The 24846-nt window shown below is 60.0% G+C and carries 25 protein-coding genes and 1 pseudogene; 15 read left to right on the plus strand and 11 right to left on the minus strand.

Annotated features, from left to right (window positions below; translation table 11 throughout):
• Both ACGYLX_RS06735 and ACGYLX_RS06740 read left to right on the plus strand, forming a co-directional pair.
• Nucleotides 1-385: transposase (locus ACGYLX_RS06735; RefSeq protein WP_394448128.1), on the plus strand; the 385-nt coding region annotated here is incomplete at its 5' end.
• A gap of 66 nt (nucleotides 386-451) precedes the next feature.
• Nucleotides 452-766, plus strand: a pseudogene (locus ACGYLX_RS06740) (MFS transporter); the annotation flags it as partial.
• Here ACGYLX_RS06740 and ACGYLX_RS06745 read toward each other — a convergent pair.
• From ACGYLX_RS06745 to ACGYLX_RS06755, 3 genes are read right to left on the minus strand one after another with little or no spacing between them, the layout of a single operon-like run.
• Nucleotides 763-1347, minus strand: coding sequence for a Smr/MutS family protein (locus ACGYLX_RS06745; protein ID WP_394448130.1), 585 nt, complete (start codon nucleotides 1345-1347; stop codon nucleotides 763-765). The pseudogene ACGYLX_RS06740 and the gene ACGYLX_RS06745 sit on opposite strands and share 4 nt — an antisense overlap.
• Entirely contained in the window at nucleotides 1344-2336 is a 993-nt protein-coding gene (locus ACGYLX_RS06750; protein WP_209216913.1) for a murein transglycosylase A, read from the minus strand. Before ACGYLX_RS06750 ends, ACGYLX_RS06745 begins: the two co-directional genes overlap by 4 nt.
• Nucleotides 2337-2377: 41 nt before the next feature.
• Nucleotides 2378-3037, minus strand: coding sequence for a Tim44/TimA family putative adaptor protein (locus ACGYLX_RS06755; protein ID WP_394448132.1), 660 nt, complete (start codon nucleotides 3035-3037; stop codon nucleotides 2378-2380).
• A gap of 104 nt (nucleotides 3038-3141) precedes the next feature.
• Here ACGYLX_RS06755 and ACGYLX_RS06760 point away from each other — a divergent pair, with 104 nt between their 5' ends.
• Together ACGYLX_RS06760 and secB are read left to right on the plus strand one after the other, a co-directional pair.
• The gene (locus ACGYLX_RS06760; protein WP_394448133.1) at nucleotides 3142-3639 is read left to right on the plus strand and encodes an FxsA family protein; all 498 of its coding nucleotides are present in this window, start codon (nucleotides 3142-3144) and stop codon (nucleotides 3637-3639) included.
• A 65-nt stretch (nucleotides 3640-3704) separates the two neighbouring features.
• Nucleotides 3705-4187, plus strand: a complete 483-nt coding sequence (secB, locus tag ACGYLX_RS06765; protein ID WP_394448135.1) for a protein-export chaperone SecB — start codon at nucleotides 3705-3707, stop codon at nucleotides 4185-4187.
• 3 nt (nucleotides 4188-4190) lie between these two features.
• Here the strand turns inward: secB and dnaQ are convergent, their stop codons facing one another.
• Genes dnaQ through ACGYLX_RS06785 form a run of 4 tightly spaced genes read right to left on the minus strand, consistent with a single transcriptional unit; the run spans nucleotide 4191 to nucleotide 6892 of the window.
• Entirely contained in the window at nucleotides 4191-4880 is a 690-nt protein-coding gene (dnaQ, locus tag ACGYLX_RS06770) for a DNA polymerase III subunit epsilon (RefSeq protein ID WP_394448137.1), read from the minus strand.
• On the minus strand, nucleotides 4873-5466 hold the full coding sequence (gene coaE, locus ACGYLX_RS06775; protein WP_394448642.1) for a dephospho-CoA kinase: 594 nt from the start codon (nucleotides 5464-5466) through the stop codon (nucleotides 4873-4875). The genes dnaQ and coaE overlap by 8 nt, the downstream gene beginning before the upstream one ends.
• Nucleotides 5463-6296, minus strand: coding sequence for a shikimate dehydrogenase (locus ACGYLX_RS06780; protein ID WP_394448139.1), 834 nt, complete (start codon nucleotides 6294-6296; stop codon nucleotides 5463-5465). The genes coaE and ACGYLX_RS06780 overlap by 4 nt, the downstream gene beginning before the upstream one ends.
• On the minus strand, nucleotides 6293-6892 hold the full coding sequence (locus tag ACGYLX_RS06785; RefSeq protein ID WP_394448141.1) for a Maf family protein: 600 nt from the start codon (nucleotides 6890-6892) through the stop codon (nucleotides 6293-6295). The genes ACGYLX_RS06780 and ACGYLX_RS06785 overlap by 4 nt, the downstream gene beginning before the upstream one ends.
• Nucleotides 6893-7298: 406 nt before the next feature.
• Between ACGYLX_RS06785 and ACGYLX_RS06790 the strand changes: the two genes are divergently transcribed.
• The 7 genes from ACGYLX_RS06790 to ACGYLX_RS06820 all read left to right on the plus strand — a co-directional run bounded on the left by ACGYLX_RS06790 (nucleotide 7299) and on the right by ACGYLX_RS06820 (nucleotide 14643).
• A complete protein-coding gene (locus tag ACGYLX_RS06790; RefSeq protein WP_394448143.1) occupies nucleotides 7299-7748 on the plus strand; it encodes a CopD family protein in 450 nt (149 codons plus the stop codon).
• Nucleotides 7749-7872: 124 nt separating this feature from the next.
• Complete coding sequence (gene rho, locus ACGYLX_RS06795) at nucleotides 7873-9144, plus strand: transcription termination factor Rho (protein ID WP_067267859.1); 1272 nt, start codon at nucleotides 7873-7875, stop codon at nucleotides 9142-9144.
• Between the two features lie 32 nt (nucleotides 9145-9176).
• A complete protein-coding gene (mnmE, locus tag ACGYLX_RS06800; protein WP_394448145.1) occupies nucleotides 9177-10463 on the plus strand; it encodes a tRNA uridine-5-carboxymethylaminomethyl(34) synthesis GTPase MnmE in 1287 nt (428 codons plus the stop codon).
• A gap of 13 nt (nucleotides 10464-10476) precedes the next feature.
• The gene (mnmG, locus tag ACGYLX_RS06805; protein WP_394448147.1) at nucleotides 10477-12339 is read left to right on the plus strand and encodes a tRNA uridine-5-carboxymethylaminomethyl(34) synthesis enzyme MnmG; all 1863 of its coding nucleotides are present in this window, start codon (nucleotides 10477-10479) and stop codon (nucleotides 12337-12339) included.
• Nucleotides 12336-12941 carry a 16S rRNA (guanine(527)-N(7))-methyltransferase RsmG gene (gene rsmG, locus ACGYLX_RS06810; RefSeq protein WP_394448149.1) on the plus strand — a complete coding sequence of 202 codons (606 nt, stop codon included), beginning with the start codon at nucleotides 12336-12338 and terminating at the stop codon, nucleotides 12939-12941. Before mnmG ends, rsmG begins: the two co-directional genes overlap by 4 nt.
• A complete protein-coding gene (locus tag ACGYLX_RS06815) occupies nucleotides 12934-13731 on the plus strand; it encodes a ParA family protein (protein ID WP_394448151.1) in 798 nt (265 codons plus the stop codon). The genes rsmG and ACGYLX_RS06815 overlap by 8 nt, the downstream gene beginning before the upstream one ends.
• A 12-nt stretch (nucleotides 13732-13743) precedes the next feature.
• A complete protein-coding gene (locus tag ACGYLX_RS06820) occupies nucleotides 13744-14643 on the plus strand; it encodes a ParB/RepB/Spo0J family partition protein (RefSeq protein WP_394448153.1) in 900 nt (299 codons plus the stop codon).
• On the opposite strand, the gene hemW is transcribed toward ACGYLX_RS06820, so the two are convergent.
• The 3 genes from hemW to rph are packed head-to-tail and all read right to left on the minus strand — an operon-like array spanning nucleotide 14640 to nucleotide 17108.
• The gene (gene hemW / locus ACGYLX_RS06825) at nucleotides 14640-15794 is read right to left on the minus strand and encodes a radical SAM family heme chaperone HemW (RefSeq protein WP_394448154.1); all 1155 of its coding nucleotides are present in this window, start codon (nucleotides 15792-15794) and stop codon (nucleotides 14640-14642) included. The two genes, ACGYLX_RS06820 and hemW, sit on opposite strands and share 4 nt — an antisense overlap.
• Nucleotides 15787-16398, minus strand: coding sequence for an RdgB/HAM1 family non-canonical purine NTP pyrophosphatase (gene rdgB, locus ACGYLX_RS06830; protein ID WP_394448156.1), 612 nt, complete (start codon nucleotides 16396-16398; stop codon nucleotides 15787-15789). The genes hemW and rdgB overlap by 8 nt, the downstream gene beginning before the upstream one ends.
• Nucleotides 16395-17108 carry a ribonuclease PH gene (gene rph / locus ACGYLX_RS06835; RefSeq protein ID WP_394448158.1) on the minus strand — a complete coding sequence of 238 codons (714 nt, stop codon included), beginning with the start codon at nucleotides 17106-17108 and terminating at the stop codon, nucleotides 16395-16397. The genes rdgB and rph overlap by 4 nt, the downstream gene beginning before the upstream one ends.
• Nucleotides 17109-17218: 110 nt before the next feature.
• On the opposite strand from rph, the gene hrcA reads away from it, so the two are divergent.
• Both hrcA and ACGYLX_RS06845 read left to right on the plus strand, forming a co-directional pair.
• Nucleotides 17219-18283 carry a heat-inducible transcriptional repressor HrcA gene (gene hrcA / locus ACGYLX_RS06840; protein ID WP_271688629.1) on the plus strand — a complete coding sequence of 355 codons (1065 nt, stop codon included), beginning with the start codon at nucleotides 17219-17221 and terminating at the stop codon, nucleotides 18281-18283.
• A 9-nt stretch (nucleotides 18284-18292) separates the two neighbouring features.
• Nucleotides 18293-18856, plus strand: a complete 564-nt coding sequence (locus ACGYLX_RS06845) for a nucleotide exchange factor GrpE (RefSeq protein ID WP_067267873.1) — start codon at nucleotides 18293-18295, stop codon at nucleotides 18854-18856.
• A gap of 31 nt (nucleotides 18857-18887) precedes the next feature.
• Here ACGYLX_RS06845 and mutS read toward each other — a convergent pair whose 3' ends face one another.
• Nucleotides 18888-21509: a DNA mismatch repair protein MutS gene (gene mutS / locus ACGYLX_RS06850; RefSeq protein ID WP_394448646.1), complete on the minus strand. Its 2622-nt coding sequence runs from the start codon at nucleotides 21507-21509 to the stop codon at nucleotides 18888-18890.
• A gap of 192 nt (nucleotides 21510-21701) precedes the next feature.
• Here mutS and ACGYLX_RS06855 point away from each other — a divergent pair, with 192 nt between their 5' ends.
• Nucleotides 21702-23960 (plus strand): NADP-dependent malic enzyme, encoded by a 2259-nt coding sequence (locus ACGYLX_RS06855; RefSeq protein WP_394448160.1) that lies wholly within the window; start codon nucleotides 21702-21704, stop codon nucleotides 23958-23960.
• Nucleotides 23960-24835: a ribokinase gene (locus ACGYLX_RS06860; RefSeq protein WP_394448162.1), complete on the plus strand. Its 876-nt coding sequence runs from the start codon at nucleotides 23960-23962 to the stop codon at nucleotides 24833-24835. Before ACGYLX_RS06855 ends, ACGYLX_RS06860 begins: the two co-directional genes overlap by 1 nt.
• Nucleotides 24836-24846: the final 11 nt, after the last annotated feature.

Below are 24846 nucleotides of genomic sequence, written 5' to 3' on the forward strand. Positions count from 1 at the left end.
GAAGACCGTCTTCGCCGAAAAGGACCGCAATCAGGCTCATCTGCGCTGGCGCGAGGTCGCCGACAACCTGCGTGACCGGTACCGCGATGTAGCCGAGCTAATGGACGAGGCCGAGCACGATGTGCTGGCCTACATGGCGTTCGACGAGAGCCTGCGCTCGAAGTTGCACAGCACCAACCCCTTGGAGCGCGTTAACAAGGAGATCAAGCGGCGCACCAACGTCGTCGGCATCTTCCCCAATCGAGAGGCCGTCATTCGGCTCGTCGGGGCGCTCATGCTGGAGCAAAATGATGAGTGGGCCGTCTCTCGCCGCTACATGCCGGTAGAAAAGCTAACCGCCGTGTGCAACCATGATGAGGAGACGGCAATGATCGCCGCTCAGTGAACGAGCGACACCAGCTATGAAGAAGCAGGTGGATGCCAGTTCCTACACCACATCCCGGGACACTACCTCGCCTATGCCGACACGCTCTGGATGGCCGGGATCGGCTTGCTGATTTTCGGCATGGGGCAGGGGATGCAATCCACCGCGCCGGCGGCCTTCTGGGCCGAGTATTTCGGCACCCGCCATGTGGGGTCGATTAAAGCGGTCGCCGCCGCGCTGATGGTCTTTGGCTCGGCCATCGGGCCGGGGGTGACGGGGCTGTTCATCGACTTGGGCGTCGATTTCCCGCAGCAAATGTTGCCGATCGCGCTTTATTATCTGATCGCCGCAGGCTTGGCCGCATGGGCGATTGCGCGCTACAAACCGCTGCTGCACAGCTAGCGGTTGCGCCGCAGGTAGACGTAATAGGCCCCGCCGCCGCCGTGGCTGACATGGGCCTGCGCGACCTGTAGCACGAGACTGCTGAGCGGTGGCATAGACAGCCACTGCGGCACCTGATGGCGCAGCACGCCATCGCGCACAGGGATCGGGCCGCCGTCGTCGCGGCGCTTGCCCTTGCCGGTGATCACCAGCACCAGCCGTTTGCCCCGGGCATGGGCATCCATGATGAAGCCGTTCAGGGCAGGATGCGCCCGATCAAGCGTCATGCCATGCAAATCGATCCGGCCTTCGGGGCGCAGTTTGCCGCGTTTGAGCTTGCTATAGGCCTTGTTGTCCATCTGAACCGGCGCGGCCTTCATCTGCTCGGCCAATGTCGGGCGCAGGTCGTTGCCCCGCTTTTTCATGGATGGCTGCGGTTTGTTGCCCTGCAAGGCGATCTTGGCCCGCCGAACTTGTGGCGGGGCAGGGGGGGGCGCGTCGATCTCGGGCGTGAAAAGCTTGTTCAGCTCCAGCTTCTCCGTCCGCTCGGTCACCCGGCGCCAGAGTTCAAGATCGTCTTCGTTCAAGCGACGCCGTTTCATATCGCGCTCTCCGGCAGGAAAGCATAGGCGCGTTGGATGGGCATCAAGACCATCATCCGCCCCGGATCACGCAGACGGCCCGCAGCGCGGCCCGCTTTGTCACCGGTGCCAAAGAATACATCCGCCCGCTGCGCCCCCTTGATGGCCGAGCCTGTATCCTGCGCGACCATTAGACGGCGCAGAGGCTCCTTCCCGTCCTTCTCAATCCAGACCGGCGCGCCGAGAGGCACATGCGATGGGTCGACCGCGATGCTGCGCATGGCGGTGATGGACCGGTTCATCGCCCCCAGCGGCCCCTTATCGGCGGGCACGCGGCTGACTTCGCGGAAAAAGACGTAAGACGGGTTATGGTAGAGCAATTCGCGGCCATCTTCGGGGTTGCGGCGCACCCAATTCTTGATGACATCGGCGCTGACCTGATGCGCCTCATAGACCCCGCGCCGCACCAATTCGACCCCGACTGAGCGGTAATCATGGCCATTCGCGCCGCGATAGCCCACCCGCAGATAGCTGCCATCGGGCAGGCGAATACGGCCAGAGCCCTGAATTTGCAGAAAGAAAAGCTCAACCGGGTCATCGACCCAAGCGATCTCGAGCCCGCGGTCGCGCATCACGTCGCCATCTAGGATCTCGCGCCTGGTGAGCCAGGGGCGGATCTGCTCGGCCTCGGGGGGCATGGCGTAGATGGGATATTGAAACCGGGCAGAGGGGTAGAGATCACCGTCCAATTCGGGCTCGAAATAGCCCGTAAAAAGCGCGTCTTTCCCGTCTTCCATCAACACAGGCCGAAAGAACAATTCGAAAAACTGCCGTGCGTCGGGGCCATCTTTGGCCAGCTTGCAAAGCGCGCGCCAATCGACATCTTTCATGTCGCCGCAGGTGCTGGTGAAAACCTCAAAGGCAGCGGCGTGGTCATCTTCGGCCCAGCCGTCAAGCTGGTCGAAATCCATGACGGTATAATGCACCTCTGCTGCGGACGGCGTGTTCATCGACACACCGCCCAACAGCGCCAGTGCGCCAAGCGCACGCGCTACCCGTCTGTGGAAACCAACAGCCAATTCGGATCGTCCGAGCCCATGACACGGGCGAAGACCCATGTATCTTTTTGGCGTTTGATTTCGGTGCTACTGCCCTCGACAATCTCGCCCTCGGGGTTGCGAACCTCCGAGGTCAGCTCGCCGACGAAGCGGATGGTGAGTTCGGCTTCTTTCGTGGTCTCGTCCATCTTGGCGTCGATCAGTTCCATCTCGCGCACGCCGATGAAAGTCGCCTCGATCGTTAGACCTTGGTCCTCCCGCGCGGCGACGCCGTCAACAAAGCTTTCATAGACGTCATCAGCCAGAAACGGCTGAATTTCGGCCAAATCGCCCCGCTCATAGCCCATGACGATCATCTCATAAGCGCCGCGCGCGCCTTGCAGGAAATCGTTAACGCCAAAGGACGGCTCGACCCGCTTCATCTCGGCCAAGGCCTTGCCCGAGGGGCTGTCTTCGGGAACGTGGTCAGTGATATCGAGATCCGGGCCACCTTCGATCACTTCAAACGCGGGGCCGCTGCGCGGGCTTGGCGTTTGATCGGTAACCGGGGGCTTTTCAAAACCCTCACGCGTGCCAAGCACGTTTTTCAGCCGCAGGATCAGGAATACGGCGATACCGGCAAGCACCAGAAGCTGTATCAGGGGAGAATTCATCGAAACCTCATTCAGGGGTGGCATGGAAACATGCGAGTTAAGCTCTTATGTAGGTGTTCGACCGGGGCAAGTCCACTCTGCCCCCAGCGAAAGGACTCCGCCGCATGTGGCTATTGATCGCATTTATCGCCGTGCCTCTGATCGAGATCACGCTTTTCATCCAAGTCGGTGGCGTCATCGGCCTTGGCTGGACGCTGGCCGTGGTGGTTTTGACCGCCCTTTTGGGCACATGGTTGGTGCGGTCTCAGGGCGCGCTGGCGCTTGGGCAGTTGCGCAGTTCCTTCAATGATTTGCGCGACCCGACCGAGCCTTTGGTGCATGGCGCGATGATTTTGTTTTCCGGCGCGCTGCTGCTGACGCCGGGGTTCTTCACCGATGCTGTCGGCTTTGCCTTTCTGGTGCCGCGCTTCCGCGCCGCCGCCTATCGCGCGATCCGCGACCGGGTGAAGGTCCAAAGCTTTGGCACCCCCGGCGGCATGGGGCAGCGGCCCGGGCCGCAACGCCGCGGCGATCCGCGCGGCGATGTGATCGACGGCGATTTCCATGAGATCCCCGAACAGCCGCGCCAGACCAAGGGGCCCTCGGGCTGGACTAAGGATTGAGCGGCCCGTGCCGACCTGTTAAGTCCGGGTAGATTTAAGAAATTCACCACAACAGGACACAGAAAATGGCAGAAAACGAAACCGCACAACCCAAGCAACCGCAGATGCGCGTGCTGGGCCAGTTCATCCGCGACATGTCGTTCGAAAACATCATGGCGCAAAAGGGTGCCCCGGCGGATGTGCAGCCCGACGTGCAGGTTCAGGTCAACCTCGACGCGAAAAAGCGTTCGGGCGAGAACCAGTATGAAACCGCGATCAAGCTGAACATCACCTCCAAAGCGAAAGACGGCGACGCGACGCTCTTCGTGTTGGAGATCGACTATGTCGGTATCTTCCAAGTCGAAAACGTGCCGGAAGAGCAGATGCACCCCTATCTGCTGATCGAATGCCCGCGCATGATCTTCCCCTTCCTGCGCCGCATCGTCAGCGACGTGACGCGTGACGGTGGCTTCCCGCCGCTGAACCTTGAGAACATCGACTTCCTGTCGCTGTACCGCAACGAAGTTGCCCGCCGTCAGGCCGAAAACTCGCCAAAAGCCGACGCCTAAGCGTTAGCCCAGCTGTTTCCACAGCGCGTCGTCGCCCAGTTTGCCGACAAATTCGGCATGGGCGGCGGCTTCGGCCTCTGTCAGACGTGAGGGCAGGGGATTGGGCCGCGGTTTCGGGGTCCAGCGCGTGTCCGGCTCCCCCGTTTTCCGTTCGGGTCCGGAGGACAGCGCAAAGTCGGGCTGCCGCCCGCCGATCAATTCCAGATAGACTTCGGCCAGAATTTCACTGTCGAGCAGGGCGCCGTGCAGCGTGCGCGAGGTATTGTCGATGCCAAAGCGGCGGCAGAGCGCATCAAGCGAAGCAGGCGAGCCGGGGAAGCGTTTGCGCGCGATCTCAAGCGTGTCGAGCGCCTGTTCCCACGGGATTTGCGGCAGGCCCATCCAGCGCAGTTCGGCGTTCAGGAATTTGATGTCGAAGGCCGCGTTGTGGATGATCAGCTTGGAATCGCCAATAAAATCCAGAAACTGCCGCCCGATCTGCGCGAACTTGGGCTTGTCGCGCAGGAAATCATCGCCCAGCCCGTGCACCTGAAAGGCTTCCTCGGGCATCGAGCGTTCGGGGTTGATGTATTGGTGATAGGTCTCGCCCGTGGCCATGTGGTTCATCAGCTCGACCGCGCCGATCTCGACGATGCGGTCGCCGCTTTCGGGGTCAAAGCCGGTGGTTTCGGTATCGAGCACAATTTCACGCATGGCGCAGTCTTTCCCTGATGTCGCGGATCACCGCCCGCACCTGCGCGCGGGCATGGTCGAGCGTGTCGGTCACTATCACATAGTCCGAGCGGGCGCACTTCTCTTCGGCGGGCATTTGCTTGGCGCGGATGGCGTCGAATTGCGTCTCTGTCATTGTGCCGCGCGCCAGTACCCGGTCGCGCTGCACCTCTGCCGGGATCGACACGCAGGCCACCGCGTCTATCGCAGCCTCGCCGCCGGTTTCGAACAGCAGCGGAATGTCCAGAACGGCAATGTCGCTAACCGCCTGCGCCAGAAACGTCGCCCGGTCTTCGGCCACCAGCGGATGCACGATGGCTTCGATCCGGGGCAGGGCGGTCGGATCGGCGGTGATGATCTCTTTCAACGCGGCACGAGAGACGCCGCCGCCCTCAATGGCCTCCGGGAAAGCCGCCTGCATCGGCGCCACGGCGGCCCCGCCCGGGGCATAAAGCCGGTGCACCGCCGCGTCGGCATCCCAAACGGCGCAGCCTTCCTCGGCGAACATCTTTGCCGTGGTCGATTTACCCATGCCGATGGAACCGGTGAGCCCGAGGTGGAACATCAGCGCAGCACCGCCGTTCGCGTGGCGCGGTCGACCTCGGGCCGCTGGCCGAACCAACGCTCGAACGCTGGGACCGCCTGATGCAACAACATGCCCAGCCCGTCGACCGTGACGCAGCCCATATTCTCAGCTGTTTCAAGCAGATGGGTGCGCAGCGGAGCGTAAACGAGATCCGTCACCACGGTGCCGGGACGCAGCCCATCCAGCGGCACCCGCAAGGCGCCTTTGCCGATCATGCCAAGCGATGTGGTGTTCACCAACAAACTGGCGTGATCGATCATATTGCCCGCTTGCACCCAATCGACGACTTTCACTCTGCCGCCGAAATCGCGCTGCAACTGCTCCGCCCGCACGCGGGTACGGTTTGACAGGCAGATCTCAGGCACACCAGCATCCAACAGCGACGAGACAACCGCCCGCGCCGCGCCCCCCGCGCCCAAGACCGCCGCCGGTCCGGCCTTCGGATCCCAATCCGGCGCACCGGCTTTGAGGTTTTCGATGAAGCCGTAGCCATCCGTATTATCCGCGTGAATTTTGCCATCGGCGCGAAAGATCAAAGTATTGGCCGCGCCGATCAGAGTGGCCCTGTCGGTGATAAGATCCGCAATCTCCATCACCGCTTCTTTATGGGGGATCGTCAGGTTCACCCCAACAAAGCCCATTTTGGGCAGCGCTCTCAACACCTCTTCCAGATCACCAGACGCCACATCAAGCGGCACATAGTGACCGGCGATCCCGTAGGTCTCTAGCCAGTGGCGGTGCATTTGCGGGGATTTGGAATGCGCAATGGGCGATCCGATCACACCGGCGAGGGGGATTTTGGGCAGGCTCATGTCGTGAGGTCTCCGCGCAGCGTCAGGTAATTCAGCAGTTCAAGAAATGGCATACCGAGGACGTGAAAGTAATCCCCCTCAATCTGCGTGAAGAGCCGGACACCTTCTTCTTCCAGCTTATAGCAGCCGACCGCATGGCGAATGCTGTCCCAGTTTCGCGCGACGTAGTCTTCTATATAAGCGTCGCTTGCGTCACGCATCCGCAGCCGCACCTGACCGACGTGCCGCCACAGGGGTTTACCGTCTTCATAAAGCACCGCGGCGGAGAGCAGGGAATGCCGATCCCCGCGCAGACGGTGAAGCTGCGCGATGGCTTCACCCTTATCACGCGGCTTGTGCAGCATCTCGCCGCGATGGTCCAACACCTGATCGCAGCCCAGAACCAACGCGCCAAAGTGCTTTTCGCTCACTTTACGGGCTTTCATCTCGGCCAAGGTATCGGCGATGTCGCGCGGCTTGGCCTCCTCGGCCCGCAGGGCGGCGGTTATCATCTCTTCGTCGATCTTGGCTGGGATCACCTCATGCAGGATCGCGGCCTGCGCCAAAAGCTGCGCCCGGATCTCCGAGCCGGAGGCGAGGATGATTTTCTGCGGCATGTGGATAACCCTGTGATGATCTGGCGCAAATCTTGAGGATTTGTTCTGCGAGATAAAAGTTGACAGCACAAGCCCGCAGATCTCGCCCCGAGTCGCGGTTTTTGTCGCCGATTCCCACCCCGATGAATAGGGATAAGCCGCTTGTGCGTATAACCACGAGACTTCACCGGTTATCCCCGCTTTGATACATTTTGTCCCCCGGAAAATACGCTAGCAAGATCCTGAGAAAATTTAATATTCGCGAATCGGGGCCAGCTTATCCACAGGGGGCCGCGAAGTTTGTTCACCTGTTGATAAGCGGCGGTATAAATCATTAATCCACAGGATTCAGGCGCCCTACAATCAACTACATCTTTTCTCTTTTCTTATTTATTAAGAAAGAAGCACGCACACCGGAGCCTTCCCCATGTTTGATCTTCTCAGCCTCGCTTATCCATGGATCAAAGCGCTCCATATCGTGTCGGTCATCAGTTGGATGGCGGCGCTCTTCTACCTGCCGCGGCTCTTCGTGCATCATGTCGAACAGGCGGGCTCAGCCGGGCGGATGCATGAGACTTTCGCGATGATGGAATTCAAGCTCGCTCAGTTCATCATGCGGCCCGCGATGATGGCGACATGGCTATTCGGCCTCGCCCTCGTTCTGACGCCCGGAATCGTGGATTGGACGATGATCTGGCCATGGACCAAGGGGGCCAGTGTCATCGCCATGACGGTTTTCCATGTTTGGCTGAAAAAACAGGTCAAATCCGTCAAAAGCGGCGACAGTACCGTCACGGGCCGTCAGTTCCGGCTTTTAAACGAAGTGCCGACGCTGCTGATGATCGTGATCGTCTTCTCGGTGGTCGTGAAATTCTGAGGCAATTGACTCAAGCCGCGCTGCCGCCTATATCTGCGCCACTGTCCCGTCCGGGGCGGTTTCTGCTTGCCACATTCAAATGATCGACCAGCCCGCATTCTGCTGCGGCTGAACAGGATGCTCCATGACAACCGAAACGCTGAACCTCGCTGATCTCAAGGCGCAGACGCCGAAAAACCTGCTCGCCATGGCCGAAGAGCTGGAGATCGAAAACGCCTCGACCATGCGTAAAGGCGAGATGATGTTCCAGATTCTCCGCGAGCGCGCGGATGACGGTTGGGAGATCTCGGGCGACGGCGTGTTGGAAGTGCTGCAAGACGGATTCGGTTTCCTGCGCTCTCCCGAAGCGAACTACCTGCCGGGCCCCGATGACATCTACGTCTCGCCCGACATGATCCGCAAATGGTCGCTGCGCACCGGGGACACTATCGAGGGGCTAATCAAGGCGCCCGATGACACCGAACGCTATTTCGCGCTGACCGAGGTCACCAAGATCAACTTCGAGGCGCCCGAGAAGGCGCGCCACAAGGTCGCCTTCGAGAATCTCACGCCGCTTTACCCCGACGAGCGCCTGACGATGGAGGTCGACGACCCCACGATCAAGGACCGCTCGGCGCGGATCATCGATCTGGTCTCGCCTATCGGTAAGGGCCAGCGCTCGCTGATCGTCGCCCCGCCGCGCACCGGTAAGACCGTGCTGCTGCAAAACATCGCCAACAGCATCGAGAAAAATCACCCGGAGTGCTACCTGATCGTCCTGCTGATCGATGAACGGCCCGAGGAAGTCACCGACATGCAGCGTTCGGTGAAAGGGGAGGTCGTCTCCTCCACCTTCGACGAGCCGGCCACGCGCCACGTCGCCGTCTCCGAGATGGTCATCGAAAAGGCCAAGCGCCTCGTCGAGCACAAGCGCGACGTTGTCATCCTGCTCGATTCGATCACCCGTCTGGGTCGCGCCTTCAATACCGTGGTGCCGTCCTCGGGAAAGGTCCTGACCGGTGGTGTCGACGCTAATGCCCTGCAACGGCCGAAGCGTTTCTTCGGCGCTGCGCGGAACATCGAAGAGGGCGGCTCGCTCACCATTATCGCCACCGCGCTGATCGACACCGGCAGCCGCATGGACGAGGTGATCTTTGAAGAGTTCAAAGGCACCGGCAACTCCGAGATCGTGCTGGACCGCAAGATCGCCGACAAACGCGTCTTCCCGGCGATCGACATCCTCAAGTCCGGCACCCGGAAGGAGGATCTTCTGGTCGACAAGGTGGACCTGCAGAAAACCTTCGTCCTGCGCCGTATCCTCAACCCGATGGGCACCACTGACGCCATCGAGTTCCTGCTCGGCAAGCTCAAGCAAACCAAGTCGAACTCTGACTTCTTCGACTCCATGAACACCTGAGTTATTTCGTAATAACAATAGGTTAGTGAAATATGGACACGATATTCGCCCAAGCGTCAGCGCCGGGCCGTGCCGGGGTTGCGGTGATACGCATTTCCGGCCCACAGTCCTTCGCGATCGCGCAGGAGATTTCCGGCAAACGTCCTGAAGGACGCGAAAGCGTGTTGCGAAACCTCCGCGGCACGGGCGGAGAGGTTATCGACCAAGCTCTGGTCCTGAGCTTCCCCGGGCCGAACTCCTTCACTGGCGAGGATGTGGTCGAATTTCAACTTCATGGCTCCATCGCCGTGGTCCGGGCGATGCTTTCCCTGCTCTCGACCTTCCCCGAAACTCGGATGGCTGAAGCGGGGGAATTCACCCGCCGTGCGTTAGAGAATGAAAAGCTGGATCTCGCGCAGGTCGAAGGGCTGGCGGATCTCATCGAAGCCGAAACGGAAGCGCAGCGGAAGCAGGCGCTTCGCGTTTTGTCGGGCCACCTCGGCGCACGGGTCGAAGATTGGCGAAAAGACTTGATCCGCGCCGCTGCGCTACTGGAAGCCACGATCGACTTCGCGGACGAAGAAGTGCCCGTCGATGTCACCCCCGAGGTGGAGGCGCTGCTCTCGAAAGTCGGCAAGGAACTGCAGGCCGAAGCGAAGGGCACTTATGTCGCTGAACGGGTTCGAAACGGCTTCGAAGTCGCGATTATCGGCGCGCCAAATGCGGGTAAGTCGACCCTCTTGAATGCGCTAGCCGGACGTGACGCCGCAATCACCTCCGAAGTCGCAGGCACCACCCGCGACGTGATCGAAGTTCGAATGGACCTCGGCGGGCTGCCGGTTACCCTGTTGGATACGGCGGGTCTCCGCGAGAGCGAAGATAAAGTTGAAACCATCGGGATTGAACGCGCAATCGAACGCGCCGGGGCGGCGGATCTGCGGGTGTTTCTCGCGGCGCCGGGTGAGGCCTTGGCCCTTACGCCGGAGGAAGAGGATATTGTTCTCCACCCCAAGGCAGATCTCGTTCGTATTGAGGCGAACGGTATCTCAGGGAAGACCGGGCAGGGCGTGTCAGAGCTCATCGACCGCATTCAATCTACGCTCTCGGAACGCAGCTCAAGCATCGGACTTGCGACCCATGAGCGGCATCGAGTCGCTTTGCAGCAAGCCGTCTCGTGTTTGGCTGAAGTAGATGTTATCCTGACTCGCGGACCTGATTTCTATGATTTGGCTGCTGCGGAGCTTCGGTTCGCGATCCGCGCGCTGGAAACCCTAGTGGGCCGCATAGACGTCGAGAACCTGCTGGATGAGATTTTCACCAGCTTTTGCGTAGGTAAATGATGGAGTGTTTCACGTGAAACATTTTGATGTGATCGCGATCGGTGGTGGCCACGCGGGCGCGGAAGCAGCGCACGCTTCGGCACGGCTCGGCGCACAAACAGCGCTCGTCACGATGAGCCGCGATGGGATCGGCGTCATGTCCTGTAATCCGGCCATCGGCGGATTGGGGAAGGGCCATCTGGTACGAGAAATTGACGCGATGGACGGCGTCATGGGCCGCGTTGCCGATAAGGCCGGCATTCAATTCCGTCTGCTAAACCGCCGGAAAGGCCCCGCGGTTCAGGGCCCCCGCGCTCAGGCTGATCGGAAAATCTACCGGACAGAAATGCTGCGCGAGATCGAAGCGCAAGAGAATCTCGACATCATTGAAGGAGAGGTTACCGACTTCGTGATGGATGGAGAAGCCGTTGCCGGCGTAGTCTTGGCCGACGGAACGACCATCAAAGCGGCGTCTGTAATTCTCACAACTGGGACCTTCCTCCGAGGTGTCATTCATATCGGAGAGGTATCGCACGAAGGCGGCCGCATGGGGGACAAAGCGTCGGTCAAACTGGCCGAACGGATCGATTCCTTTAATCTCCCGATGGGCCGACTAAAGACGGGGACGCCGCCCCGTCTGGATGGCCGCACGATCAACTGGGATATATTGGAAGCGCAGCCCGGGGACGATGACCCCGTCCTGTTTTCCTTTCTCTCCGATAAGGTTTCAGCCCCTCAGGTCGCCTGCGGTATTACCCATACGAACGAGAAAACTCATCAGATCATCAGGGAGAATCTCGATAGGTCCGCAATGTATGGCGGGCATATCGATGGCGTAGGCCCGCGCTATTGCCCTTCGATCGAAGATAAGGTCGTCCGTTTTTCCGATAAAGAGTCGCATCAGGTTTTCCTAGAGCCCGAGGGCGCGGATGATCATACCGTCTATCCAAACGGCATTTCGACCTCTCTCCCGGCGGATGTGCAGGAAGCCTATGTCCGGAGCATGGTTGGTCTCGAAAACGCAACTATTCTGCAACCCGGTTACGCCATCGAGTACGACTACGTCGATCCGCGCGCTCTTTCATCAACGCTTGCGGTCCGTACCGTACCCGGCCTTTATCTCGCCGGACAGATCAATGGTACGACTGGCTATGAGGAAGCGGCCGCGCAGGGACTGGTAGCAGGCTTGAATGCCGCTCTTAGCGCCCAAGGCCGGGATGCGGTGAAATTTACCCGTTCCGAAAGCTATATTGGGGTTATGGTCGATGATCTGACGACCCGGGGCGTTACGGAACCCTACCGAATGTTCACATCTCGGGCCGAGTTCCGCCTGTCGCTACGGGCAGACAATGCGGATCAGCGGCTAACCCCTTTGGCGATCCAATTAGGATGTATTTCTGACGCGCGCCGAGATAGATTCGAGGAGAAAGTTTCCTCCCTAGAGGAGACAAAAGCGAAGCTGGAAGGTACGGAGTATACGCCGAAAGCGCTTGCGAGCGCCGGTATCAAAATCAACCAAGATGGTGCAAAGCGTAGCGGCTATCAGGTTCTCGCGTTTCCCGATGTGGAGTTTGAAGACTTGCTGCCACTTGATCCCAGCCTAGAAGAAACTCCATTCGAAATACGTCGACAGATTGAGCGGGACGCGCTTTACGCAACCTACATCGCTCGACAACAGAAAGAGATCGATGTGCTTAAGAAAGACGAGAACGTTCGTATACCGTCTGATTTTTCCTTCGATGATCTTGCAGGCCTTTCTAACGAGCTGAAGTCGAAGGTATCTTCCGCGCGTCCGGAGACAATGGCACAGGCGGCGCGCATTGATGGAATGACACCAGCCGCGCTGACTTTGATACTTGCTCGTGTGAAGCGCGGGGCCGGAAAGAAGTCAGCATGAGCACCGAAAATGACCTCGATGTTTCACGTGAAACATTGGAAAAGCTGAAAGCCTTTGCCGAACTCGTGAGGAAATGGAATCCGAAGATTAACTTGGTTTCCAAGAGCAGCTTGGACGACCTGTGGTCTCGCCATATTCTGGATTCCGTCCAAATCTTTGAGCTTGCTACGGGCCGAGGGAAATGGATAGACCTCGGTAGCGGCGGAGGTTTCCCGGGCATTGTTATTTCGATCCTCAATCAAGAAGAACGCAATTTCGATGTAGTCATGGTTGAAAGTGATCAAAGGAAATCAGCTTTCCTGCGGACGGCCATTCGAGAACTTGATCTTTCGGCAAAGGTGAAAACTGAGAGAATTGAAGAACTCGAATGTCTCGAAGCAGACGTGCTGTCTGCCCGCGCTTTAGCCGATCTGACGAAGTTGTTAGGGTTCGCCGAGTTGCATCTTAAACGCGGAGGCATTGCACTTTTCCCTAAAGGTCAAAGCTGGCAGCGCGAAGACCTAGAGGCGCGGCAGGATTGGACTTACGACCTAGAGACGGTAACCAGCAAGACCAATTTGGACGCTGCCATTCTAAAGATTAAGGAAATCGCCCGTGTCTGACCTTTCTCGTCCAAATGGACCGAAAATCATTGCCATTGCAAACCAGAAGGGCGGCGTTGGAAAAACGACGACGACGATCAATCTTGCCGCTGCGCTTGCGGAGTCTGGAAAGCGTATTCTGGTGGTTGATCTGGATCCGCAGGGCAACGCCTCTACGGGGCTCGGGATCGAAGTCGAAGATCGCGAGTTTACGACATATGATCTTTTGCTGGACGATAGCCTTCCGAAGGATGTTATCCAGCGCACCGAAACGGACAGGTTACTTATCGTTCCGGCGACGGTTGACCTCAGCTCAGCGGACATCGAACTCTTTTCGAATGAGAAGAGAAGTTTCCTTTTGCACGACGCGCTCAGGCAGACGCAGATGGATCAGTTCAAGTTCGACTATATCTTGATCGATTGCCCGCCTTCACTCAACCTATTGACGGTGAATGCGATGATCGCGGCGCATTCGGTCCTGGTGCCTTTGCAGAGCGAATTTTTCGCACTGGAAGGGCTATCCCAGCTTATGTTGACGATAAGAGAGGTTCGGCAAAGTGGGAACAAAGACCTGCGGATTGAGGGCGTTCTACTGACCATGTACGATCGCCGCAATAATCTGTCACAACAGGTTGAGAATGACGCACGGGCGAATCTTGGTGAACTGGTGTTCCAAACCGTTATTCCGCGTAATGTTCGGGTGAGCGAAGCACCGAGCTTTGCCATGCCCGTATTGAGTTATGATCCCACATCGAAAGGGGCACAAGCCTACCGCGATTTGGCGGCGGAGCTGACAAGAAACAATGGTTAATAAGGTGGCAGTATGGCAGACAAACAAGAGCGCAAACGGGGCCTTGGCCGGGGGCTTTCGGCACTGATGGCGGATGTAGCGGAGACCGAGAGCGTGGCCGCCAAGGGGGCCGCGGCGGCGGAGCAGTTCGTTCCGATCGAGCGGATCAAACCGAACCCGGATCAGCCTCGTAAGCGGTTTGAGCAAGAGCATCTTGATGATCTCGCGGCCTCAATCAAAGAAAAGGGGGTCATTCAGCCTCTGATCGTCCGCGCTTTGGCCGACGGAAACTTCGAGATCGTCGCGGGTGAACGGCGCTGGCGGGCCTCGCAGATCGCGAAGGTCCATAGCCTTCCGGTGATCGTGCGCGAGTTCACTGATGTCGAAGTCCTGGAAGTCGCGATCATCGAGAACATCCAGCGGGCAGATCTGAATTCGGTCGAAGAAGCGGCGGGTTATCGTCAGTTGATGGATAAGTTCGGCCATACTCAGGAGAAGATGGCCGAAGCCCTTGGGAAAAGCCGAAGCCATATTGCCAATCTATTGCGTCTGCTGAACCTGCCAGATCCGGTGCAAGAGATGGTGCGCCAGAATGAACTAAGCGCGGGCCATGCGCGGGCGCTAATTCCGGCGAAGGATCCGCTGAAACTGGCGCAGCAGGTCATCAAAGGCGGCCTTTCCGTGCGCGCGACCGAGGCTTTGGTCAAGAAAGATCAAGCTGGCGAGCGCGGTAATATGGTAAATAAAGAGCGTCTCTCGCAGCGGCCAGAGAAGGATGCCGATACTCAGGCGCTTGAAGGCGACCTGTCAGCCAACCTAGGTATGAAGGTTAGTTTGGACCATAAACCGGGTCAGGAAGCGGGTAAGGTGACGTTGCACTATACCACGCTTGACCAGTTGGATGAGATCTGCCGCCTGTTGGGCAGCTCTTAAGGCAGAAGCGTTTCGATCACGGCGTTTAGGACGATAACGCCTTGATCTGAAACGATTAACCTTTCCTTCTCGCGTGTTGCCATGCCGATGTCTTGCAGGTGATTGACGGCCTTTTCGTCGATCTCATGCCCGGCAATCTCGGTGTAACGGTTAAGGTCGACGCCTTCTTTCAGGCGCAGGCCCATCAGGAGAAACTCGGTCGCCTGTTCTCTTCGGCTCAGGGCGGTCCGGGGTTTCTCCGTTTCGCCTTTTGCGACACCGTCGAGCCACCGCTGTGGATTGCTATAAGCAACCGTCGGGAATTTCTGTCCGTCCAGCGTTAGCCGCCCATGAGCGCCGGGGCCGATGCCGATATAGTCCCCATAGCGCCAATAGATCAGGTTGTGACGCGATTGGGCGCTATCCCGGGCGTGGTTTGACACCTCGTAGGCAGGCATGCCCATTTCGTTGCAGATGTCTTGGGTCAGGGTAAACATATCCGCGCCGAGATCTTCGTCCGGCAGGCCGCGAAGTTTTCCGCGGGCGTAACGGTCGCCAAAGGCGGTGCCTTGTTCGATCGTGAGTTGATAGAGCGAAATGTGGTCTATCGCGAGGGATAGAGCCTGTTTCAACTCGGCTTCCCATGCCGTGGCGGATTGGTCTTGCCGCCCATAGATTAGATCGAAGCTCACACGGTCAAAGGTATTACGGGCGATGTCGAAGGCGGTCATCGCTTCTTTTGCCGTATGCAGGCGGCCCAAACGTGTGAGATCCGGATCGTTCAGTGCCTGAATGCCCATGGAAACGCGCGTCACCCCGGCCTGTCGATAGGCGGCAAAGCGGCCCGCTTCGACCGAGCCGGGATTGGCTTCGAGGGTGATTTCCAGATCGTTCGCCGTAGGCCAGTGGCGCCGGATGGCGCTGATGATGTCTGCGACGACATCGGGGTCCATCAAACTGGGCGTGCCGCCGCCGAAAAAGACCGCATTGAGCACGCGCCCCGGTGTCTCATCCGCAGCGCGCTGAAGCTCGGCGAGATAGGCATCCCGCCAAGCGGCTTGGTCGATCCGGCGGCTAACGTGGCTGTTAAAGTCGCAATAGGGACATTTCGCCTCGCAAAATGGCCAATGGATATAGAGGCCGAAGCCGCCCTGTTGCCAATCTTCAGCCAAAACAGCCCGCAATCAGTTTCGCAAAGGCATCGGCGCGGTGGCTGATGCTGTTCTTTTGCTCGGCGTCCATTTCGGCAAAGGTGACCTCATGGCCGTCAGGTTGAAACATCGGATCATAGCCGTGACCCTGTTCGCCGCGCATCGGCCAAACCAGCGTGCCGTTCACCTTGCCCGCGAAAACCTCATCATGGCCGTCGGGCCATGCCAGCACCAGCGTCGCGCAGAAACGCGCGCGGCGGGGGTGGGGGGCGTTCTTTTCTTCCAGCAGGTTGCGCGTCTTGGTCATGGCCATGACGAAGTCGCGGCCATTCTCTGTTTCGGCCCAATCGGCGGTATAGACGCCGGGCGCATTGTTAAGCGCTTCGACTTCGATGCCGGAATCGTCGGCCAATGCGGGCAAGCCGGTCGCCTTGGCGGCGGCATGCGCTTTGATCCGGGCATTGCCGACGAAGGTCGTCTCGGTTTCTTCCGGCTCGGGCAGGTTCACCTCTGCCGCGCCGACCACCTCGACCCCGTGGGGGGCGAAGAGCTGGCGCATTTCAGCCAGTTTGCCCGCGTTATGGGTGGCGATGAGAATGCGATTTTCGGTAAACTTGCGGGTCATGCGGTAACCGATTTTTGGATGGTGGCCAGTTCGCCGACGCCTTTCTCGGCCAGGTCCATCAGCTGGTTCATCTGGTCGCGGGTATAGGTCGAGCCCTCGGCGCTCATCTGCACTTCGATCAGCTTGCCGGATCCGGTCATGATGAAGTTGCCATCGACGCCCGCCTCGGAATCCTCAGGGTAATCGAGATCGAGCACCGGCTGGCCCGCGTAGATGCCACAGCTTATCGCCGCGACCGGATCGACCAGCGGGTCAGAAACGACATCGCCCGCTTTCATCAGTTTGTTCACGGCCAGACGCAGGGCAATCCAACCGCCGGTGATGGACGCGCAGCGGGTGCCGCCATCGGCTTGCAGCACGTCACAATCGACGGTGATCTGACGCTCGCCCAAGGCAGAGCGGTCGACCCCGGCGCGCAGGGCGCGGCCGATCAGGCGCTGAATTTCGACCGTGCGACCGCCTTGTTTGCCCGAGGCGGCTTCGCGGCGCATCCGCGTGTTGGTGGCGCGGGGCAGCATGCCGTATTCGGCAGTGACCCACCCCAGACCGGAGCCTTTGATGAAGGGCGGCACGCGGTCTTCGATCGTCGCGGTGCAGAGCACATGGGTATCGCCCATCTTGATCAGGGCCGACCCTTCGGCATGTTTGGTGAAACCTGTCTCGATCGAGACGGCGCGCATTTCATCGAGTTTCCGGCCAGAGGGACGCATGACATATCCTTTTTGATGTTGTCCGGGGATACCGCCCCACAAGGCTTTGATGCAACCCCGATTGACGTTTGCCCGGCTTGTACCTTTATTAGACAAGAGAGCGAGCACCGATGAAAAACACGCCTGAATTGCTGAAAGACATGAATGACCGATCCCGCGAAGTGTTTCGCCGGGTGGTTGAGGGCTATCTGGAAAGTGGCGATCCGGTGGGGTCGCGCACCCTGACGCGGGACTTCAGCGAAAAGGTCTCGGCGGCGACGATCCGCAATGTGATGCAGGATCTTGAATATATGGGCCTGTTGGATAGCCCCCATGTCTCAGCCGGGCGCATTCCGACGCAGTTAGGGCTGCGGATGTTCGTCGATGGGATGATCGAGATTGGCGATCCGACGGAGCTTGACCGGGAGAAGATCGACGCGACCTTGGGGAATAATTCCTCCGATGTCGGCGGACTGTTGGACCGGATCGGATCGGCCCTGTCGGGCGTCACGCATGGTGCCTCCCTCGTGTTGACGCCAAAGCACGAAGCGCCGATCAAACATATCGAATTCGTCTCTCTCTCGCCTGATAGAGCCTTGGTGGTGCTTGTGTTCTCAGACGGCCATGTGGAGAACCGGCTGTTCACGCCGCCACCCGGGCAGACCCCCAGTTCGATGCGCGAGGCGGCGAATTTCCTGAATGCTTTCGTCGAAGGCAAAACCCTCAGCGAGTTGCAGCGCAGCATAAAGCAAGAGATCGCCAAACGCCGTCAGGAGATCGACGTGCTGGCGCAGCAGCTTGTCGAAAGCGGGGCGGTGCTGTGGGACGCGGAAGGGGAGCATTCAGAGCGTTTGATCGTGCGCGGTCGGTCGAATCTGCTGGGCGGAGAGGCGGAGGCCGAAGACCTTGACCGTATCCGCAGCCTTTTCGATGATCTTGAGCGCAAGCGGGACATCGCCGAATTCCTCGAACTGGCCGAAGATGGGGACGGTGTGCGCATTTTTATCGGCTCGGAAAACAAACTTTTCTCACTTTCGGGTTCCTCTCTGGTCGTTTCCCCTTATATGAACGCTGATCGTAAGGTGATCGGCGCTGTGGGTGTCATTGGCCCGACACGCTTAAATTATGGACGTATCGTGCCGATTGTGAACTACACGGCACAACTGGTGGGAAAGCTGATTTCCGACCGGAACTAGAGGTGGAACATGGCAGAGCCGAAAGAAAACGACTTTTTGGACGAGATCGACAGCGCCGAAGCTGAAGAATACGCCGAAGACATGGCCGAGATCGACGAAGAAGCCCTTGCGGTGGAAGAGTTGCGCGCCGAGCGTGACCAGTACCGCGACCGTTTCATGCGCGCGCTCGCCGATGCCGAGAATGCGCGCAAACGCTCCGACAAGGACCGTCGCGAGGCCGAGAACTATGGCGGCTCCAAGCTGGCCCGAGACATGCTGCCTGTTTATGACAACATGAAACGCGCGCTGGAAACCACCACCGATGAGCAGAAAGAGGCCTTTGGCCCGCTGCTGGAAGGTGTGGAACTGACGATGCGCGAGCTGCTGAATGTCTTTAAAAAGCACGGCATCGAAGTGATCGCGCCCGAGGTTGGCGACAAGTTCGACCCCAAGCATCACGAAGCGATGTTCGAAGCGCCGGTGCCCGGCACCGTGGCGGGCGAGATCATTCAGGTCGCCGCCGAAGGCTTCATGCTGCACGACCGTCTGTTGCGCCCGGCGCAGGTTGGGGTGTCTTCGACCCCGGCGAGCTAAGCGCGCAATCAGTCACTTTCAAAAGAGGCGGTCAGGATTTGGCCGCCTCTTTCAGTTTATAGATCAACTCAAGCGCTTCACGTGGGGAGAGTTCATCGGGGATGATCTCTGCCAGCTTCTCTTCGACCGCCGAGGTTTTCGCAGGGGCTGGTTGCGGGGGCGGGCTGGCCGCGAAGAGCGGCAGATCGTCGATCAGCGTCTTTTGTGTCGCGCCGCCTTCGCGTTCGCCTTTCTCCAATGCCTCCAGCACCACGCGGGCGCGGGCGATCACCGGGGCGGGCAGGCCCGCCAGCTGCGCCACCTGCACGCCATAAGACCGGTCCGCGGCGCCATTGCGCACTTCGTGCAGGAAGACGACCTCGCCCTCCCATTCCTTGACCGCCACCGTGGCATTGTCGACCCCCGGCAGCTTGCCGGCCAGCGCCGTCATCTCGTGGTAATGGGTGGCGAAGAGCGCCCGGGTCCGGTTCACGTCATGCAGATGTTCCAGCGTGGCCCAAGCGATCGAGAGGCCGTCATAGGTGGCCGTGCCGCGCCCGATCTCGTCGAGGATCACCAGCGCGCGGTCATCGGCTTGGTTCAAGATCGCGGCGGTTTCGACCATTTCGACCATGAAGGTCGAGCGGCCCCGCGCCAGATCGTCTGAGGCGCCGACGCGGCTGAAGAGCTGGCTAACAACGCCGATATGCGCCGAACTCGCAGGCACGAAACTGCCCATCTGCGCCATCAGAGCGATCAGCGCGTTCTGGCGCAAAAAGGTCGATTTACCGGCCATGTTTGGGCCGGTGAGGAGCCAGATGTTCGCGGCCTCGCCTTCGGCACTCAAGTCACAGTCATTGGCGATGAAAGGCTCGCCCGATTGCTGGGTCAGAGCGCGTTCCACGACTGGATGCCGCCCGCCTTGGATGTCGAAGGCGCGGGACATATCCACGCGGGGGCGGGTCCAATTCTCACTCCGGGCGAGGTCGGCCAGACCTGTGGCCAGATCGACCTCGGCCAGCCCGGCGGAGGCTTGGCCGATCTCTGCCGCATGCTCTAGAATAGCACTCCGAAGGCTCTCATAGAGCCGCTTTTCGATCTCCTGCGCGTGGTTGCCCGCGTTGAGGATTTTCGTCTCCAACTCGGACAGTTCGACAGTGGTAAAGCGCACTTGGTTCGCCGTGGTCTGCCGGTGGATAAAGGTCTCTGACAGCGGCGGGTTCAGCATCTTCTCGGCATGGGTCGCGGTGCATTCGACGAAGTATCCCAGCACGTTGTTGTGCTTGATCTTCAGCGACGAAATCCCCGTGTCAGAGACAAATTGCTGCTGCATACCGGCAATCACGCTGCGGCCTTCGTCGCGCAGCTCGCGCGCGGCGTCGAGGTCGGCGTCATGGCCGGGGGCGATGAAACCGCCGTCGCGCACCATCAGCGGGGGCTCGGCCACCAAGGCGTGATCCAACAGGTCGATGAGGTCGCCATGACCCTGCAACCCTTCGGCGGCTTCGCGCAGCAGGTCGGGCAGATCCTGCTGCGTCAGGGTCTGGTGCAAAGCCTCAGCTTCGATCAAACCGTTGCGGATCGCGGCAAGGTCGCGGGGGCCGCCGCGGTCAAGCGACAGGCGCGATAGCGCGCGGTCGAGATCAGGCACATTGCGCAGACGCTGGCGGATGTCGTCCGCGAGCCGGGCGTTATCATAGGCAAAGCTCACCGCATCGGCGCGGTTGCTCACCACATCGACGACCCGCGAGGGGCTTGAGATTCGCCGCTCTAACAGCCGCGCGCCCCCGGCGGTGACGGTATTATCCATGATCGACAGCAAAGACCCGGCGCGGCCACCATTTAGGGAGTGGGTGAGTTCCAGATTGCGCCGGGTTGCCGCGTCAATCTGAACGGTGCGGGCCTCTGCCTCTTTCTGGGGCGGGCGGAGCAGGGGCAGCTTGCCGCGTTGAGTGATAGTGAGGTATTCTATTACCGCTCCCATAGCCGAGACTTCGGCGCGGGTGAAGCTGCCGAAAGCCTCTAGCGTGGCGATATCAAACAGGTCGCAGACCCGTTTTTCCGCACTGGTGCTGTCAAAGGCCGAACGGGCCAGACCCGTCAGTGCAATCCCAAAATCAGAGACGACCTCGTGCAAATCCGTCTCTTTCGCCTCTGAGACGATCAGTTCCGACGGGGACAGCCGCGCCAATTCCGGCCCCAGCCGAACCTGCGCCAGTGGCATCACATGAAACGCGCCGGTCGAGATATCGACCCAAGCCATCGCGCAGGCATCGCGCACCTCGGCAAAGGCCGCGAGGTAATTGTGACGGCGGGCTTCCAGCAGGCTTTCTTCGGTCAGCGTGCCGGGGGTGACCAGCCGCACCACGTCGCGTTTCACGACCGCTTTGTAGCCGCGTTTCTTGGCCTCCGCGGGGCTTTCCATCTGCTCGCAGACCGCCACGCGAAACCCCTTGCGGATCAGCGTCAGCAGGTAGCCTTCGGCGGCATGCACCGGCACGCCGCACATGGCGATATCTTTGCCCTGATGCTTGCCGCGTTTGGTGAGCGCGATGTCCAACGCCTCTGCCGCGGCGATGGCATCGTCAAAGAACATCTCGTAAAAATCGCCCATGCGGTAGAACAGCAACGCGTCCTGATGGTCCGCTTTAAGCTCGAGATATTGCGCCATCATTGGCGTTACTTTTTCTGTCTGCACGGCTGCCCCCTGTTGCCGCGCGGACCCTACAAAACCCCCCGGCGCAGCGAAAGGGGGTGCGGGGCCTTGGGCGGTCTTTGTCATGCGATTTACACTGACGTGGGGCTTGCGTTGTGCTGAACTCGGATCGTGGCTAAGAAGATCCCAAAGCAGAAGAAGGGTAATGTCGTGACGAGAAAGAACCGTATCACCTCTGAAGAGGCGCTTGCCTTTCACCTCGAACCGACCCCCGGCAAGTTCGAGATCTCGGCCACCGTGCCGATGACCACACAGCGCGACCTGAGCCTTGCCTATTCGCCCGGTGTGGCCGTCCCTTGTGAGGCCATCGCCGAAAGCCCCGAGACAGCCTATGACTACACCAACAAGGGCAATCTGGTCGCCGTGATCTCGAACGGGACGGCGGTGTTGGGGCTCGGCAACCTCGGCGCGCTGGCCTCCAAACCGGTGATGGAAGGCAAAGCGGTTCTGTTCAAGCGTTTCGCTGACGTGAACTCCATCGACATCGAGCTCGATACCGAGGACACGGAGGCTTTCATCAACGCCTGCAAGCTGATGGGGCCGACCTTCGGCGGCATCAACCTCGAAGACATCAAGGCGCCCGAGTGTTTCATCATTGAGCAGCGCCTGAAGGAAGAGATGGACATTCCCGTCTTCCACGACGACCAGCACGGCACGGCGGTGATCTGTGCCGCCGGGCTGATCAACGCGTTGCACCTCTCGGGCAAGAAGATCGAGGACGTGAAGATCGTGCTTAACGGCGCGGGGGCCGCGGGCATCGCTTGTCTGGAACTGCTCAAGGCGATGGGCGCGAAACACGACAATTGCATTATGTGCGACACCAAGGGCGTGATCTACCAAGGCCGCACCGAGGGCATGAACCAGTGGAAATCGGCCCATGCCGCTAATACCGAGCTGCGCACGCTCGAAGAGGCGATGCAGGGCGCGGATGTCTTCCTTGGCGTCTCGGTCAAGGGGGCGGTGACGCCTGCGATGGTGGCCTCCATGGCCGACAACCCGGTGATCTTCGCCATGGCCAACCCGGACCCGGAGATCACGCCCGAAGAGGCCCATGAAGTCCGCATGGATGCCATCGTCGCCACCGGGCGCTCGGACTACCCGAACCAGGTTAACAACGTGCTGGGCTTTCCCTATCTTTTCCGCGGCGCGCTCGACATCCATGCCCGGGCCATCAACGACGAGATGAAGATCGCCTGCGCCCATGCGCTGGCGCAACTGGCGCGCGAGGATGTGCCAGACGAGGTGGCGCTGGCCTATGGCCGCACGCTGAGCTTTGGCCGCGACTACATCATTCCCACGCCTTTCGACCCGCGCCTCATCCACCGCATTCCGCCCGCCGTGGCCAAGGCGGGCATGGACACCGGGGCCGCGCGGCGCCCGATCATCGACATGGACGCCTATGAGGTCGGGCTGAAGTCGCGGATGGATCCGACGGCGAGCATCCTGCGCGGCATCAACGCCCGCGCCCGGGCCAATCAGGCCCGGATGATCTTTGCCGAGGGGGACGATCCCAAGGTGCTGCGCGCGGCGGTCATGTACCAGCGCGCGGGCTTGGGCAAAGCACTGGTCGTGGGCCGCGAGGACGACGTGCGCGCTAAGCTCGAAGAAGCGGGCATGGCCGACGCGGTGCGCGAGTTGGAGGTGGTGAACGCCGCCAATACCCAGCATCTGACGACCTATAAGGACTTCCTTTATGGCCGCTTGCAGCGCAAGGGCTTTGACCGGAAGGATATCCACCGTCTCGCCTCGCGCGACCGCCATGTCTTTGCAGCGCTAATGCTGGCCCATGGGCACGGCGACGGTCTGGTGACCGGGGCTACCCGCAAGTCGGCGCATGTCTTGGAACGGCTCAACCACGTCTTCGACGCAAATGCCGAAGCAGGCGCGGCGGGCATCACGGCGCTGCTGCACAAAGGGCGGATCGTCTTCATTGCCGATACGCTGGTGCATGAATGGCCTGATGAGAACGATCTGGCAAATATCGCCGAAAGCGGCGCGCGTGTGGCGCGGCATCTGGGGCTGGAGCCGCGGGTCGCCTTCGTCAGTTTCTCGACCTTCGGCTACCCCGTTTCGGAACGCGCCGAGAAAATGCACCTCGCGCCAGAGGTGTTGGATCAGCGCGGGGTGGATTTCGAATATGAGGGTGAGATGACCGTCGACGTGGCGCTGAACGCGGCCAGTCAGGCGAATTATCCGTTCTCGCGGCTGACGGGGCCTGCGAACATCCTCGTGGTGCCAGCGCGGCACTCGGCCAGCATCTCGGTCAAGCTGATGCAGGAGATGGCGGGGGCGACGGTGATCGGGCCGATCCTTACGGGCCTCGATAAGTCGATTCAGATCTGCTCTTCCACCTCCACGGCGAATGACATCCTTAACATGGCCATTCTCGCGGCCTGTAAGGTGGGCTGATGATCTGGAACCTCGGCTCTATCAACGCGGATAACTTCTATCTGCTGGCCCATCTGCCGGGACCGGGAGAGACCATTTCAGCCCGGAATTTCCGGCAGGGGCTGGGCGGCAAGGGGGCCAATATGTCTGTCGCCGCCGCCCGGGCCGGGACGCGGGTGATGCATGTCGGCGCTTTGGGCGCCGATGGCGGTTGGGCGCTGGAACGGCTTTTGGAATATGGGGTCGAAACGGCGCATATCACCTTGATGGAGGGCGTGACCGGTCACGCCAATATCGCCGTGGATCTGGAAGTGGAGAACAATATCGTCATCTTCCCCGGCACCAATCACGAGATCACCGATGAGATGATCGGTGCCGCGCTGAGCGAGGCTTCCTCGGGCGATTGGCTGTTGATGCAGAATGAAACCAACGGGCAGCGGTTCGCGGCGCGAACGGCGAAAACTCTAGGCCTGCGACTGGCCTATGCCGCAGCCCCTTTCGATGCGGATGCGGTGACGGCGATCCTCGAACAGATCGACCTATTGGTGCTGAACGAGGTCGAGGCGGCGCAGCTACGGGCCGCGACGGGGGGCGAGCTGCGGCAGCTGCCGATCGACGACATCGTGGTGACGCTGGGGGCGGGGGGCTGCGAATGGGTCTCTAACAAGGCACATCTGGTCGAAAGCTTCCCCGCCTATCAAGTCGATGCGGTGGATACGACCGGCGCGGGCGATACTTTCACCGGCTATCTGCTGGCCGGGTTGGACCGGGGGATGACCATGCCGCAGGCGATTGATCTGGCCATGCGCGCCGGGGCCTTGATGGTCACGCGTCATGGCACGGCGGATGTGATCCCCGATCTGAAAGAGATCCGGGATCACGATTTTCGCAGCTAATCTACCGGGGC

The sequence above is a fragment of the Sulfitobacter sp. 1A13496 genome (assembly GCF_043557225.1).
In the GTDB taxonomy this organism is placed as follows: domain Bacteria; phylum Pseudomonadota; class Alphaproteobacteria; order Rhodobacterales; family Rhodobacteraceae; genus Sulfitobacter; species Sulfitobacter faviae.